We start from the raw sequence: 13,316 nt of genomic DNA, 5'->3' as shown, positions 1-13,316 counted from the left end.
AAAAGCAAACCACCTTCACCCCCATGCGAGAGTAGTACACTACTGGAAAGCCAGCCCTGCAGCCTCCTATTTAAGTACTAAGCCACTTCATTGAGGGGGCTTTTTGCGTTTCTGGGGATTGAATACTTCTAGGTTGGAGTGTGCACATCGCTGATGATACTCATCCAAATATGACACCCGTATGATATTGAGAAAATCTAGTTGAGCGCAGCTTTCTTTGATACGGCTTTTACCTTTGATGATGAGTAGTGCAATCTGACTTATATGTAAGCTTTTAATTTAATTAGTTAGTTGTCTATAAAGGCGCAGGTTACCCTCAATTAAAGATCTTAGTGGTTTGTTTGTCTTGTGGCTAAAAGTAGTTCAGAGGGAGCTGCTGGCTCTGAGCTTTAAAGGTTACATATATCAATTCTTTGTTCAGCTGCAGTTCTAGCTTCCATTAGTTAGCTTAGTAGGTATTACAGTTTTGTATTGCTAATATAGATAGAAATCTTAGGTGGTAGTTTTTAGGAAGTGGTTAAGTAAGGCTCTGGTAACCTATAGGTTCATTTTAGCTGTAATGTCAGGCGAAAGATTAATATCTAGCTGTTAGTTTAGTAAGGTTAAAGTTTAGCAAAGGTTGTTAACTAACAATAGACTTTATAACCTTTAGGATGAGCGCAGATTTGAATTTAAGAGTGATTGCGGAATGCTTATAGAGAGTGTGTAGACGCTGATAGATTTTATTTTGTATAGGGATATACGTGTGGTTAATTACGATTATTCTGTAGTTTTGTCTCTTGCTAGTAAGGTAATAGCCGCTTCTTTTACAGATTTGTTGTGGTATAGCACTTGATATATTTGTTCACATATTGGCATTTCAACGCTCATACGCCTACTTAAGACATGAACTTCTTTAGTGTTCTTGTAGCCTTCTACTACTTGACCTATTTCTGTTATTGCCTCCTTGATAGATGCACCTTTGCCTAATGCTAGTCCAAATCTTCTATTGCGAGATTGATTGTCTGTACATGTAAGCACAAGATCTCCAAGCCCAGCCATGCCAGTAAAGGTTTCTGGCTTCGCTCCCATTTTAATTCCTAACCTAGTGAGCTCAGCTAGGCCTCTGGTTATTAAAGCGGTTCTTGCGTTAGAGCCAAAGCCTAACCCATCAGCTAAACCTGCACCAATAGCAATGACATTTTTGACAGCGCCACCTAATTGGATGCCAATGAAGTCATCGTTTTTATAGACCCTAAACGTGCTAGAGCAATGTAACTTGTCTGCGAATTCTGTTGCTAATTTGTCGTCAGTGGAGCTTAAAGATATCGCTGTAGGTAAGCCAGCTGCCATTTCTTTTGCAAATGTAGGGCCTGAGAGCGCCGCAAATGGTAAGTCTTCACCTAATATTTCTACTGCTACCTCTTGTAGTAATCTACCAGTCTCTGGCTCCAACCCTTTAGTTGCCCAAATGATTCTGTGTTCTGGAGTTAGAAAAGGTTTAATTGTTCTTAAGGTTTCGGCAAAAGCATTACTCGGTACAACTACCAAAATATCTAAACTTGATGCAATGGCTTTTTGTAAATCAGCTTCGATCTGCAAAGATGCCGGGAAGGTAAATCCTGGTAAGTATTTTTCGTTTGTTCTAGTTTCAAGCATAGTACAAACTTGCTCTTTATCTCGTCCCCATAGAGTCGTTGAGACTTCATTTCGAGATAGGCAAAAAGCTAGGGCAGTCCCATAAGAGCCCGCCCCTAAGACACATACAGAATTCAATGTCTGTTATCCCAGTTATGCATCAAGCTTTTGAGGAGCTTGATCTTGTTGTGCTCGTTTTTGCATATAAGCGGCAAAAACTTGATTGAAATCTACTGGTGCTAAGTTAAGTGGTGGGAAGGTCCCTCTATTTACAAGGCTAGCGATGGTTTCTCTTGCATATGGGAACAAAGTATTAGGGCAAAATGCACCGATCATTTGAGCTAGGTTTTGCTCTGGCATCTTTCCAATGCTGAATATCCCAGCTTGCTGAACTTCACATAAAAACGCTGTTTCTTCTCCTATTTCTGCGGTAACAGTAACAGATAAAACCACTTCATATAGATTTTCACCTAAAGGATTACTTTTAGTATCTAAATCTAATTTTACTTCTGGTTTCCATTCTTTTTGAAACATAGCCGGTGAATTAGGTGCTTCAAATGAGATGTCTTTAGTGTAAATTCTTTGAATTGAAAATTGTGGGCCTTGTGCGGTTGGCTGCTCTGCAGCTTCGTTTGGTTGATTCTCGTCAGCCATTATTATGTCCTTCTACTTAAGTTGATTAGTTAGCTAGTAAGCTATCTAGTTTGTTTTTTGCTTCTAATGCAAACAAGTCATCACAACCGCCTACATGAGTATTATTAATAAATATTTGAGGAACAGTTGAGCGACCTTCTGCAAGAGTAATCATCTCACTTCGTAACTCTGGCTGTACTTCAATGTCGATTTCTTTAAAATCAACGTTCTTTTTTGTCAGTAAAGCTTTAGCTCTATGGCAGTATGGGCAATACCCTTTTGTATAAATTATTACTTTACTCATTGATATTCCCAAGGTTATTTAGTAATTGGTAAATTGGCACTTTGCCAAGCGGTAAACCCGCCTTTAAGTGTTACAACATTGGTAAAGCCGGCTTTTAACATTTGAGAAGCAGTACGCTTTGATGTCATACCCATGCCACATGTTACAATAATGGGTGTGTCTTTAAGTTTTTCAAGGGGGCTAAAGTCACCCTTATTTATCAGTTCTGCTTTTATTTGTTTTGAACCTAATATATGGCCTTTTTTAAATTCAGCGGCAGGTCGGATGTCTAATATATATGCATCTTCTTTATTCATTAATAAAGTTGCCTCATGGGTGTTTAGTTCTTTTACCGGGGATAATTGGCCTGCCACTATGGAGTAAATTAACGCCACAGAGATCGCAACAAACAAACCAGACAAGATATAATGATTAGTAACAAATTCTATTAATTGTTCCATACGGGGAAGTCTCTTTACGTAATTACTTAAAAAAATGAGGGCAAAGTATATAGATTTTGTTGATAGAAACTAGCCCCTAATAGCTTGATCTCATGAGCAATGAATAACTTATTGTTATCCATTTAGTTTTTTCATCGAAATGCTCGTGACGAGCATCGCGACTAAAGATACCATTAGGGTATTCAAGTAGACGTTGAAACTAGATTTTTAGAATACACCAACTTTAAATGCACAGCACATTCAAGAGGATTAGATAATGAGCGAGACTAAAAAGACCACCGCATTAATCATATTAGATGGTTGGGGCCACCGTGAAGAATTAGCGAGTAACGCAATAGCACATGCTAAAACACCAGTTTTAGATGGTTTATGTGAGTCTTACACCAATACACTAATTTCAGGCTCTGGTATGGATGTGGGTTTACCTCATGGTCAAATGGGAAATTCTGAAGTAGGTCATGTGAACCTTGGAGCAGGTCGAGTGGTATATCAGGACTTTACTCGTGTTACTAAAGCCATTGAAGATGGTGACTTTTATGAGAACCCGACCTTAACGAGCAATCTTGATAAAGCTATTAGTCAAGATAAAGCGATTCATGTCATGGGATTATTGTCGGCGGGTGGTGTTCATAGTCATCAAGACCATATCTTTGCCTTGTTGACTTTGGCTGCTAAGCGGGGCGCTAAGAAATTATATCTTCATGCATTTTTAGATGGACGTGATACTCCCCCAAGAAGTGCTAAAAAACCATTAGAGGCTGCAGACGCCTTATTTAAAGATTTAGGTGTGGGGAAAACTGCTACTTTAGTTGGTCGTTACTATGCCATGGACCGTGATGCCCGTTGGGACAGAGTAGAAATTGCTTACAATCTAATTGCAAATGGCAAGGGCAGTTGTACTGCTGAAACAGCACTTGAAGCATTAGAAGCTTCTTATGCTAGAGAAGAGAATGATGAATTTATGCAGGCAACTGTGATTGGCGATGCTTGCCCAGTAGAAGCGGGAGATTCTGTATTTTTCATGAACTTCAGAGCTGATAGGGCTCGTGAGATTAGTCGCCCGTTTGTAGAAGCTGACTTTAATGAGTTCCCTAAAGCCGAACATATCGAGGTAAGCTCGTTTGTTACTCTGACGCAGTATGCTGAAAGCATCGATGCTCCTTGTGCATATCCGCCAGTACCGCTTGTTAACGTTATGGGTGATTGGTTAGCACAACATCATAAAACTCAATTGCGTATTTCTGAAACAGAAAAATATGCACACGTTACTTTCTTTTATAGCGGTGGCCGAGAAGAGCTTTATGAAGGTGAAGAACGTATTTTAATCCCATCACCTAAAGTCGCCACCTATGATTTACAGCCGGAAATGAACTCTGCTGAGTTAACGGATAAGTTAGTTGATGCCATTAAGTCTGGAAAATTTGATGCCATTATTTGTAATTATCCAAATGGAGATATGGTAGGCCATACTGGTAATTTTGATGCTGCAGTAAAAGCTTGTGAGGCAGTGGATTCATGTATCGCTAGAATAGTTGAAGCAATCAAAGAAAATGGTGGAGACTGCCTAATCACAGCCGATCACGGAAACGCAGAGAAAATGCAAGATGAGCAAACTGGCCAAGCCCACACTGCTCATACTAGTGAACTAGTGCCATTTATACATGTTGGTAAAAAATCAATTGCTAGAGAAGGCGGCACCCTAAGTGATGTTGCACCAACTATGCTGCATTTAATGGGCATGCCACAACCAGAAGAAATGACAGGTAAACCTATCGTTACTTTGGTTTAATTTTTTGAACCAGCTTTTCATCAAAAAACGATTGAAGCTAAGCAGTGTGATCCGCTGCTTAGTTTCAATGGCGTGTCTATTTTTTATCTGTAGCTCTCAGCTTTTATCTCAAGAAAAAAGTGATCTAGAGTCTATTCAGAAACAAATAAGAGACAAAAAAGAGCAAATACGAAAACAACTCAGTGAAGCTAAAAAACTTCAAGAAGACCTAAAAAAGATAGAGCTAACCGTAGCTAAAACCGCTAAAAGTCTGAAGCAAACCGATAATCAAATCGACGATAATCAAAAGCAACAAGCCGAACTATTAAAGCAGCAACAAGAATACCTAGATGCATTAAACCAGCAAAAATCAGAGCTAGCTAAGCAAGTTCGAAGTGCTTATATGACAGGCAATTATGATTTTGCAAAAATGCTTTTAAATCAGCAAGATGCTGCTGATTTTGAACGTTCTATTACATATTACCAATATTTGAACAAAGCCCGGAAAGAGCAAATTGATAGCTTTAGAGCTCTAGTTGAAGAGTTAAAGCTAGTAAGGGCAAAATTAATTGACAGTCAAACTGAGCTAGAGACCCTTAAGGCGCAACAGATTTCTCAACAATCGGTTTTGAAAAAGCAGCTTGCAAGCAGGCAAGTGACAATGAGCAAGTTACAGGTATCGATTGAGTCAGATGAAGCAAAAATTGCTCAGCTACAAATAAATGAAAAAAACCTCTCAGAAGCATTAGCTAAAGCTCAGCAAAGAGCAGCTCAGCAAGATGTTAGCCTAATTGGTCTGAGTAAGTTAAAAGGCAAGCTGTTACTGCCAGCAAAAGGCACCTTACGTAAAATGTTCGGAAGGTTTAGGCAGGGACAAATTAAATGGAAGGGTATCGTTATATATGGCAATTCTGGTGATGACATTAAAGCTATTCACGACGGTAAAGTTCTATATGCCGATTGGTTAAGAGGTTTTGGTTTAGTAACTGTACTAGATCATGGTGATGGTTTTATGAGCTTATATGGCCATAATCAAGCTTTGCTAAAACAGGCGGGAGATACGGTTAAAACTGGTGAAACCGTAGCATTACTTGGACAAAGTGGTGGTCAAAATCGACCTAATTTGTACTTTGAAATTCGCCATAAAGGTAAGCCTGTTAATCCCGTTTCTTGGTTGAGGCTTTAAGTAAGCTGTAGTTTAGATAGCAATATGAGTATGCAGGCTTGTTCTTATTTTTCTGCAGTTGGCGCCATTTAAAAAGAGTTTAATTATTATTTAATGCGTTTATTTATTATTTTTATATTTTCCTTAGTGCCTTTTTTTGCACAGTCCTCACACATTGTTTTGATCATAGATGATATGGGAAATAAGCCAGAAGATGCCGCTGCTTTTGCTCTTCCGCAGAATATAGTCTTTGCTATCCTTCCCAATAAGCCTCTTTCTAGGCCATTTTCAAAAAGAGCTGCTATACAGCAAAGGGAAGTTATTTTGCATATGCCAATGGAGTCTTTAAGCGGTGTTAAGCAAGAAAAAGGTGTATTACTGGCATCAATGTCTTCAACGGAGATTGAACACAATTTGCAAATGGCCTTAGATAGCGTTCCTAATGCAATAGGGTTAAATAATCACATGGGGAGTAAGTTTACTCAGCTGTCATACCCATTGTCAGTTACTATGGATTTTTTATTAGAAAATCAGTTGTTTTTTATAGATAGCCGGACAACTCGCTACAGTAAAGCGCAACTTATCGCTGATAAAAAAGGCGTATTGAATATGAAACGTCATGTATTTCTTGATCATGTAGCTAAACCCGAACAAATAGATCTTCAATTTAATCGCTTAATTGAATTATCGAAAAAACACGGATATGCCATTGCGATAGCGCACCCTTATCCTGACACTCTAGAATACTTAAAAACTCACTTGAATTTACTCGAAGAACAGGGCATAACTCTTGCCAAAATTAGTGAATTAGTTGCATATCAATCTGCAGATGCCACTGGTTCACATTTGGTTTCATCAATTTCAACACTTAAGGATTAAACTATGGCCGCAGCAAACCTATTGGCTCTTATTGATGACATTGCCACCATCTTAGATGATGTTGCGGTTTTATCAAAAGTAGCAGCAAAAAAAACGGCTGGAGTTTTAGGGGACGATTTAGCCTTAAATGCAGAACAGGTATCAGGTGTTAAGGCCGAAAGAGAGTTACCGGTTGTATGGGCCGTAGCCAAAGGGTCATTTTTAAATAAGTTGATATTGGTTCCGTCTGCTCTGCTAATTAGCGCATTTTTGCCTTGGCTAATTACAGTGCTTTTAGTTATCGGTGGCTTGTATTTGTGTTTTGAAGGCGTTGAAAAACTTGCTCATAAGTTTCTACATTCAGAGGAAGAACTCGCAGAGGAACATAACAAAAAATTGCAAGCCATAGCAGACCCTCAAACCGACTTAGTAGCGTTAGAAAAGAATAAAATAAAAGGGGCAATTCGTACCGACTTTATATTATCGGCAGAAATAGTCGTGATTGTTTTAGGGACAGTTCAAGCCGCGCCTTTTATGACACAAGTTTCTGTCGTATCTATGTTAGCCATTGCAATTACAGTAGGTGTTTATGGGCTGGTAGCAGGCATCGTTAAACTAGATGATGCAGGGTTGTATTTACTTAGAAAATCTCTCTCTGGTGGCTTCAATACCATGCAAAGAGCGTGTGGGCGTGCTTTATTAATTATTGCGCCATTATTGATGAAAACTCTCTCTATTGTCGGCACGGCTGCAATGTTTTTAGTTGGAGGCGGAATTTTAGTTCATAGTATTCCAAGTATTCATCATGCTTTAGAGCCTGTGCTGCACAGTGTTGAAGGGATTCAAGTTATCTCAGTTGTTGCTCCCATTCTACTGGACGGGTTAATTGGTGTAATTGCAGGGGCAATTGTGTTGTCGGTATTTACATTAATAAAAAAAGTCAGGGCTTAATAAAGTGCTATGGGTGAACTTTGTTCATCTTTATTGATTTAGATGCTTGAATCTTTTTCGAAATGTTATAATATAACGCACCGAAAAATTGGAGTGGTAAATTAATGCAAGCAAATAATGATAAAACGTTACTTGACAGACTAGGTATATGGGCCTCCAGTTTGTGTGCATTACATTGCTTACTGCTACCCATTTTAATCCCATTAGTTCCTTTCATTGGTGCATCTTTCTTCGCACAAGATTGGTTTGAAAGAAGTATATTATCTCTTTCAATGCTAATTGGTTTTTGGGCGTTATTTTCAGGATTTTATCGCTACCATAGGCAGTTATATCCTTTGTACAGCTTGGTTTTAGGCGGAATTATTTATTGGAACAAAGACATGTTCGGTGATGCCTATGAACCCTTTACAATCGCAATCGGTGCGTTGCTAATTGTTGGTGCTCATATAGTTAATTTAAAGCTATGCCAAAGTTGTCAAGACTGTGATTCTGGTTGCTCTAGCTCATAATTGACTTGGTCTATACTTTGAGTAGTGTCATTTGGAATGAGCTACTCAAGCCTGCTTTCTTTGTTCTGCTTACAGGCTTTTAACTTTTCCTGTTCAGCCTTATCGTTTTGAAGTACCTGCTTTAAGTCTTCGCTTCTTTGCCTAACTGCCACACCATAACTGTGATCATCACCCCATAGTTTAGCAAGTGTCTTTAGGGATTCATCATCATGTTTTGCAAACAGCTCTCCTGCTCGCTGGGATACTTGTTTGTCATTTCCTAAAAGTGTTAATGCTTCAATTCCAAGATTGAGTGCAGAGTCAAAGGTCTCTCGCTTAAACGTGGTCACTCCAAGCTGCATTAATTGATACGCATGGCGTCTATCAATTGCTCGGGCTACAATTTTTAAGTTGGGGTAGTATTTCTGCACTAAAGTAACTATTTCTAAAATTTTGTCACCATCATCAATTGCAATCACTAACAGTTGTGCATCACTGGCTCCGGATGCTGCAAGTAAGTCACCTCGGGCTGCATCCCCATAAAAAACCTTGTTGCCAAATCGTCTCAATAGATCAATCTGGCTAGGGCTTCTGTCTAATATGGATAGGTGATAACCCTGAGCCATCAATAAGCGCCCTATTACCTGACCAAAACGACCATAGCCTGCGATGATCACATTTTTAGTGGCTTCTATTTGTTCTGGTGAGTCGAACGCTTCCTTGGTTTTACTTTCCTTGTCGAAAAGTAACTCGTAGAGCATCATTAATATTGGAGCTAATAACATTGAAATGGCTACCACCAGAGTCATAACCTTAGTTTGATCTGGTGTCAGGATAGCCAAGGATCCAGTAAGAGATAAAAGCACAAAAGCGAATTCACCTCCTTGAGCTAAAGCAACAGTAAACAAAAGTTGTTGTTTACTTTTAATCTTAAATAGCCAAGCCAGTGAATACAGAACCAGGGCTTTTACGCTGATAAGTGTGAATACAAATATACTAACGTTACTAAACTGCGCAGCTAATAAGGGGAAGTCTATTGTGGCGCCAACAGTAATAAAAAATAGGCCTAAAAGTAGTCCTTTAAATGGCTCAATATCGACTTCTAATTCATGTCTAAATTCACTTTTTGCTAGTACCACCCCAGCTAAAAATGTCCCTAAAGCAGGAGATAACCCAATCTTTTGCATAACAACAGCGATGACAATAACTAAAAATAAGGCAAATAATGTGAATAGTTCACGAATACGAGTGTTTGCTATATAACGAAATACGGGAGCGGAAACATATTTGCTAGCAAATATAATCAGTGAAATTGTCGCTAACGTAATCAGTACTTGTACATAGCTCGGGTAATGTTCAATTAGGTTGCTATGACTGCTCTGGTTGCCTGTTACTTCACTAAATGCGAGTAGTGGTAGTAATGCTAAAATAGGAATAACAGCTATGTCTTGAAATAACAAAACGGAAAATGCGTTTTGACCGGCGACTTGTTTAATCCACCCTTTTTCAGTAAGTGTTTGAATGACAATGGCTGTTGAAGAGAGTGATAGCATGGCTCCTATGGCGAGTGAAGCCTCCCACCTTAAATTTAAGATAAAGAAACAGGCTGCAAAGAATAAGGCACTGGTAAGTAACACCTGTAATCCGCCTAGTCCCAGTATTGAATGCCTTAGTTTCCATAATCTAGCTGGGTGTAATTCTAAACCAACTAAAAACAACATCATGACTACACCAAACTCAGCAAAGTGCATTACATCTGTTTGGTCTCCTACTAACCCTAAAGCGAAAGGGCCTATTAGAATTCCAGCTATTAAATAACCTAATACTGAGCCTAAACCTAAGCGGTGGGCCACTGGGACTGCAACTATTGCTGCAGCTAGGTATATGACTGCCATTTCTAACATTGTTTATCCTTCTAAAGGGGTTACTTTATTTGATCTTGTAGGGTACTAAAGCAAAGTATATTAAATGCCTAAGCCTTTTGAGCATAGAAGCTTTTTTGATGGAGCTCTTTGCCAACATAACTAAGCAGCTGTCAGTTAGTAAAATAAGCAGTTTATTTTAATAATGGCAGTTTTTCAGGCGACTTAGCGATTAAAGATAAGTCGCACATTGTAGGATTATTTTCCGTGGAGCTTTTGGGCATTATAGGTTTCATACAAGGCTGCTGATATAACCATAATTCCACCTAATAAAGTCTGCCAAGTGGGCTGTTCATGCAAAATAGCTATGGCCATAATTGTGCCCCAGAAAGGCTGCATACAGGCTACAAGTGAAAATGTTTTCGCTCGTAAGTGTCGAAGGCTAGCAGCAATGAGAGTATGTGGGAGTGCAGTTAGAAACGTCCCTAACACTAAGAGCCAAACGTAGGTTTGAGTATCTGCAGTAAACAACTGCTCTGATGAAAAAAAGCTTAAGCATACAAATATGATTAATGTTTGGTACGCCATTGCATGAGCCCCAGAGTATTGGGAGAAATGTTTTCTATGAATTAGATTCCTCAATGCATACAAAAATGCAGATAAAACACCTATTAATATGCCTAAGGTTACGTCATTCTCTAGAGATACTTCAGGCACAATTAAGCAAATACCCAACAGCACAATAGTGGTGCTGAGTATATCTTGCCAAACTAAGCGAATCTTCTCAAAAAATGGTTCCAGTAATACTGTTATCACGGGAAAAGTGAATAGGGCGATCATACCCACTGAGACCGAAGAGTATTGCATGGCGGCAAAATAGGTTACCCAGTGCGCGGCCATTAATAGCCCGAGTACTAGTGCAATTATGTAGTCTTTTTTAGAGTACAACCTCACTTTACGCTTAGTTATTTTCAAAATAACAATGAGCATTACAAATGCAACGATGGAACGGCCAAAGGTAATATCGATAGCTGACAACGGAATAATTTTAGAAAAAAGCGCTGTCGCTCCTAACAACACTACCGTCAAATGTAGTGATATCAGGCTTTTTTTAACAGGATCCATTTTGCTATTTCTTAATTGTTGCAAAAACGTCGCCGAGGCGCGTAACGTCTCCCGCTGCTAGATCTGCAAAATCTATGGAGTCAGCTTCAAAGCAGGCAACTATGGTTGAGCCAAGTTTGAACAACCCCATCTCATCACCTTTTTTAAGCATCACAGAATTTTCACCGTCTGTAGGATATGTCCAGTGTTCTACATGCTTCCCTGAAGGTGGAGAAATAGTTCCTGCCCACTTAGTTTCAATGCTGGCTACGATAGTGGCACCTACTAACACCATAGCCATTTTTCCAATTTCGGTATCAAAAATAGCAACAACCCGTTCGTTTCTAGCAAATAATCCTGGGACTCTTTCTGCTGTTAGTGGGCTCACTGAAAACAACTCGCCAGGTATATAAAGCATGTCTGTAAGTTGGCCATCAATAGGCATATGAATACGGTGATAGTCTTTGGGTGATAGGTAAATAGTTGCAAATTTACCATCTAAAAAGGGTGCTGATATTTCAGGTTTGCCACCTAGTAAAGTAGTGAGGCTATAATCATGGCCCTTTGCTTGAAATACTGAATCGTACTTTATTTGGCCTAGTTGGCTGACGGCGCCATCTACAGGGAGTGCTAGTTTATTCCTGTCAGAACATATGCTTCTCGCATCTTCTTTTAGCAGGCGTGTAAAGAAGGCATTAAAAGAGGCGTAGGCCTCTGGATCCGGCTCAAGTGCCTCTGTCATATCGACTTTATATTGCTTTATGAACAATTTGATGACAGTAGTGGTGAGCACTCCTGCTTCTGCTGCAGCTAACTTACCTATACATCGAGACAATAAATGTTTAGGTGTAATATATTGCAGCGCAATTTTTAATGAATCTAACAAAATGAAAATCCTAGCCTTTAATCCATTGAAAATTGTACCTGAATATTTTTTACAAAGTATGGTTCGCTAAGTTCAACTAGCTATATGCTAGTAGAAATTTCAGTGCAACTTTTTAGTGGGGGAGTTCTACTTGGCGTGAGATGGCCGGACTTCGTCCATATTGGCTAAGATCTTATGGTAACTCTGATAACGCTGTTGGCTTATTTCTCCCTCTTTTACGGCTTTTTTTATTAAACAACCGGGATCGTCGCCATGTTTGCAGTCTCGAAACTTACAGCCTCCTAAGTATTCTCTAAACTCTTTAAAGCCATTGGTCAGGCGTTCGGTAGGTAAGTGCCATAATGCAAATTCTCTTACTCCCGGTGAGTCTATAAGATCACCCCCTGCAGGAAAATGTAATAATTTTGCGGTTGTTGTGGTGTGTTGACCCAGCCCTGAGTTATCAGAAATATCACCAATGATTTCGTCAGCTTCCGGTAGTAATGCATTGACTAAGCTAGATTTCCCCACTCCAGATTGGCCAACAAAAACACTCACCTTGTCTTTTAAACAACTGGCTAGTTGCTCGATACCTGTCTTGGTTTTACAGCTTGTATAAACAATTTGATAACCAATATCTCGATAGATGTTAAGTTGCTCTTCAACTTCAGCGCGCTGTTCTTCATTAAGTAACTCAACTTTATTAAGCAAGATGACGGGGGTTATCTCAACGTCTTCTGATGCGACTAAATATCTATCAATTATATTAAGAGATAAAGTGGGAAGTACAGAACTGACAATAATAATCTGATCGATATTAGCTGCTATGGGTTTTACCCCGTCATAAAAGTCAGGTCGGGTAAGTACTGACTTTCTATCTTGAACTGCTTCAATAATACCGCTAATAGTCAGTGTTTGATCTTTTCCTGGGCGAAACAAAACCTCATCACCACAGACTACACTCTCAATTGTACGTCTCATATGGCATCTATGAATTAAGCCAGTTGCATCTTCAACATCTGCATGTTTTCCAAAGCGGCCAATCACTCGTCCAGTTTGTTGTTCTCCTAACTGGCTGTCTTCAAGTTCAGACTTTTTTGAAGGCTCAGATAACCGCTTAGAACGGTTGACTGATACCTGGCGCTTTTGACGATGAGTGAGTTTTGGTTTTTTTGCCACGTTAATCTTGCTGTAATTAATGATATTTCTAGTATCATGTTACCGTTTGGGCAGACTTAAACCAAATAATATCAAGTATTCT

At 39.2% G+C, this 13,316-nt stretch carries 13 protein-coding genes; 5 read left to right on the top strand and 8 right to left on the bottom strand.

Annotation, left to right across the window (positions count from 1 at the left end; genetic code table 11):
- Nucleotides 1–759: 759 nt before the first annotated feature.
- The 4 genes from gpsA to ACMUMK_RS16430 are packed head-to-tail and all read right to left on the bottom strand — an operon-like array spanning nucleotide 760 to nucleotide 2,994.
- Nucleotides 760–1,755 (bottom strand): NAD(P)H-dependent glycerol-3-phosphate dehydrogenase, encoded by a 996-nt coding sequence (gene gpsA, locus ACMUMK_RS16445; RefSeq protein ID WP_414702235.1) that lies wholly within the window; start codon nucleotides 1,753–1,755, stop codon nucleotides 760–762.
- A 15-nt stretch (nucleotides 1,756–1,770) separates the two neighbouring features.
- Entirely contained in the window at nucleotides 1,771–2,271 is a 501-nt protein-coding gene (gene secB / locus ACMUMK_RS16440; protein ID WP_414702234.1) for a protein-export chaperone SecB, read from the bottom strand.
- Between the two features lie 25 nt (nucleotides 2,272–2,296).
- Nucleotides 2,297–2,554, bottom strand: coding sequence for a glutaredoxin 3 (grxC, locus tag ACMUMK_RS16435; RefSeq protein WP_414702233.1), 258 nt, complete (start codon nucleotides 2,552–2,554; stop codon nucleotides 2,297–2,299).
- A 14-nt stretch (nucleotides 2,555–2,568) separates the two neighbouring features.
- The gene (locus ACMUMK_RS16430; RefSeq protein ID WP_414702232.1) at nucleotides 2,569–2,994 is read right to left on the bottom strand and encodes a rhodanese-like domain-containing protein; all 426 of its coding nucleotides are present in this window, start codon (nucleotides 2,992–2,994) and stop codon (nucleotides 2,569–2,571) included.
- Between the two features lie 256 nt (nucleotides 2,995–3,250).
- Between ACMUMK_RS16430 and gpmI the strand changes: the two genes are divergently transcribed.
- From gpmI to ACMUMK_RS16405, 5 genes are all read left to right on the top strand, one after another.
- Nucleotides 3,251–4,783, top strand: a complete 1,533-nt coding sequence (gpmI, locus tag ACMUMK_RS16425) for a 2,3-bisphosphoglycerate-independent phosphoglycerate mutase (RefSeq protein WP_414702231.1) — start codon at nucleotides 3,251–3,253, stop codon at nucleotides 4,781–4,783.
- Between the two features lie 67 nt (nucleotides 4,784–4,850).
- Entirely contained in the window at nucleotides 4,851–5,948 is a 1,098-nt protein-coding gene (locus tag ACMUMK_RS16420; RefSeq protein WP_414702241.1) for a murein hydrolase activator EnvC family protein, read from the top strand.
- Between the two features lie 93 nt (nucleotides 5,949–6,041).
- Complete coding sequence (locus ACMUMK_RS16415; RefSeq protein WP_414702230.1) at nucleotides 6,042–6,806, top strand: divergent polysaccharide deacetylase family protein; 765 nt, start codon at nucleotides 6,042–6,044, stop codon at nucleotides 6,804–6,806.
- A gap of 3 nt (nucleotides 6,807–6,809) precedes the next feature.
- Nucleotides 6,810–7,736 (top strand): DUF808 domain-containing protein, encoded by a 927-nt coding sequence (locus ACMUMK_RS16410; RefSeq protein ID WP_414702229.1) that lies wholly within the window; start codon nucleotides 6,810–6,812, stop codon nucleotides 7,734–7,736.
- Nucleotides 7,737–7,840: 104 nt separating this feature from the next.
- A complete protein-coding gene (locus tag ACMUMK_RS16405) occupies nucleotides 7,841–8,245 on the top strand; it encodes a MerC domain-containing protein (protein ID WP_414702228.1) in 405 nt (134 codons plus the stop codon).
- A gap of 41 nt (nucleotides 8,246–8,286) precedes the next feature.
- On the opposite strand, the gene ACMUMK_RS16400 is transcribed toward ACMUMK_RS16405, so the two are convergent.
- The 4 genes from ACMUMK_RS16400 to rsgA form a co-directional block, all read right to left on the bottom strand.
- On the bottom strand, nucleotides 8,287–10,128 hold the full coding sequence (locus ACMUMK_RS16400) for a monovalent cation:proton antiporter-2 (CPA2) family protein (protein WP_414702227.1): 1,842 nt from the start codon (nucleotides 10,126–10,128) through the stop codon (nucleotides 8,287–8,289).
- 216 nt (nucleotides 10,129–10,344) lie between these two features.
- Nucleotides 10,345–11,211: a DMT family transporter gene (locus tag ACMUMK_RS16395; protein WP_414702226.1), complete on the bottom strand. Its 867-nt coding sequence runs from the start codon at nucleotides 11,209–11,211 to the stop codon at nucleotides 10,345–10,347.
- Nucleotides 11,212–11,215: 4 nt separating this feature from the next.
- A complete protein-coding gene (asd, locus tag ACMUMK_RS16390; protein WP_414702225.1) occupies nucleotides 11,216–12,076 on the bottom strand; it encodes an archaetidylserine decarboxylase in 861 nt (286 codons plus the stop codon).
- 126 nt (nucleotides 12,077–12,202) lie between these two features.
- A complete protein-coding gene (gene rsgA / locus ACMUMK_RS16385; RefSeq protein ID WP_414702224.1) occupies nucleotides 12,203–13,234 on the bottom strand; it encodes a small ribosomal subunit biogenesis GTPase RsgA in 1,032 nt (343 codons plus the stop codon).
- Nucleotides 13,235–13,316: the final 82 nt, after the last annotated feature.

Origin of the sequence: Paraglaciecola sp. 2405UD69-4 (assembly GCF_047525415.1) — a bacterium.
In the GTDB taxonomy this organism is placed as follows: domain Bacteria; phylum Pseudomonadota; class Gammaproteobacteria; order Enterobacterales; family Alteromonadaceae; genus Paraglaciecola.
The sequence above is the reverse complement of the archived record's forward strand: the minus strand, read 5'-3'. Positions and strand labels throughout refer to the sequence as shown.

Excerpts from the sequence above, each read along its gene's own strand:
- ACMUMK_RS16400 (WP_414702227.1), bottom strand. The coding sequence starts at position 10,128 with ATGTTAGAAATGGCAGTCATATACCTAGCTGCAGCAATAGTTGCAGTC.
- secB (WP_414702234.1), bottom strand. The coding sequence starts at position 2,271 with ATGGCTGACGAGAATCAACCAAACGAAGCTGCAGAGCAGCCAACCGCA.
- ACMUMK_RS16410 (WP_414702229.1), top strand. The coding sequence starts at position 6,810 with ATGGCCGCAGCAAACCTATTGGCTCTTATTGATGACATTGCCACCATC.
- grxC (WP_414702233.1), bottom strand. The coding sequence starts at position 2,554 with ATGAGTAAAGTAATAATTTATACAAAAGGGTATTGCCCATACTGCCAT.
- ACMUMK_RS16395 (WP_414702226.1), bottom strand. The coding sequence starts at position 11,211 with ATGGATCCTGTTAAAAAAAGCCTGATATCACTACATTTGACGGTAGTG.
- gpmI (WP_414702231.1), top strand. The coding sequence starts at position 3,251 with ATGAGCGAGACTAAAAAGACCACCGCATTAATCATATTAGATGGTTGG.
- ACMUMK_RS16405 (WP_414702228.1), top strand. The coding sequence starts at position 7,841 with ATGCAAGCAAATAATGATAAAACGTTACTTGACAGACTAGGTATATGG.
- ACMUMK_RS16420 (WP_414702241.1), top strand. The coding sequence starts at position 4,851 with ATGGCGTGTCTATTTTTTATCTGTAGCTCTCAGCTTTTATCTCAAGAA.
- ACMUMK_RS16415 (WP_414702230.1), top strand. The coding sequence starts at position 6,042 with ATGCGTTTATTTATTATTTTTATATTTTCCTTAGTGCCTTTTTTTGCA.
- ACMUMK_RS16430 (WP_414702232.1), bottom strand. The coding sequence starts at position 2,994 with ATGGAACAATTAATAGAATTTGTTACTAATCATTATATCTTGTCTGGT.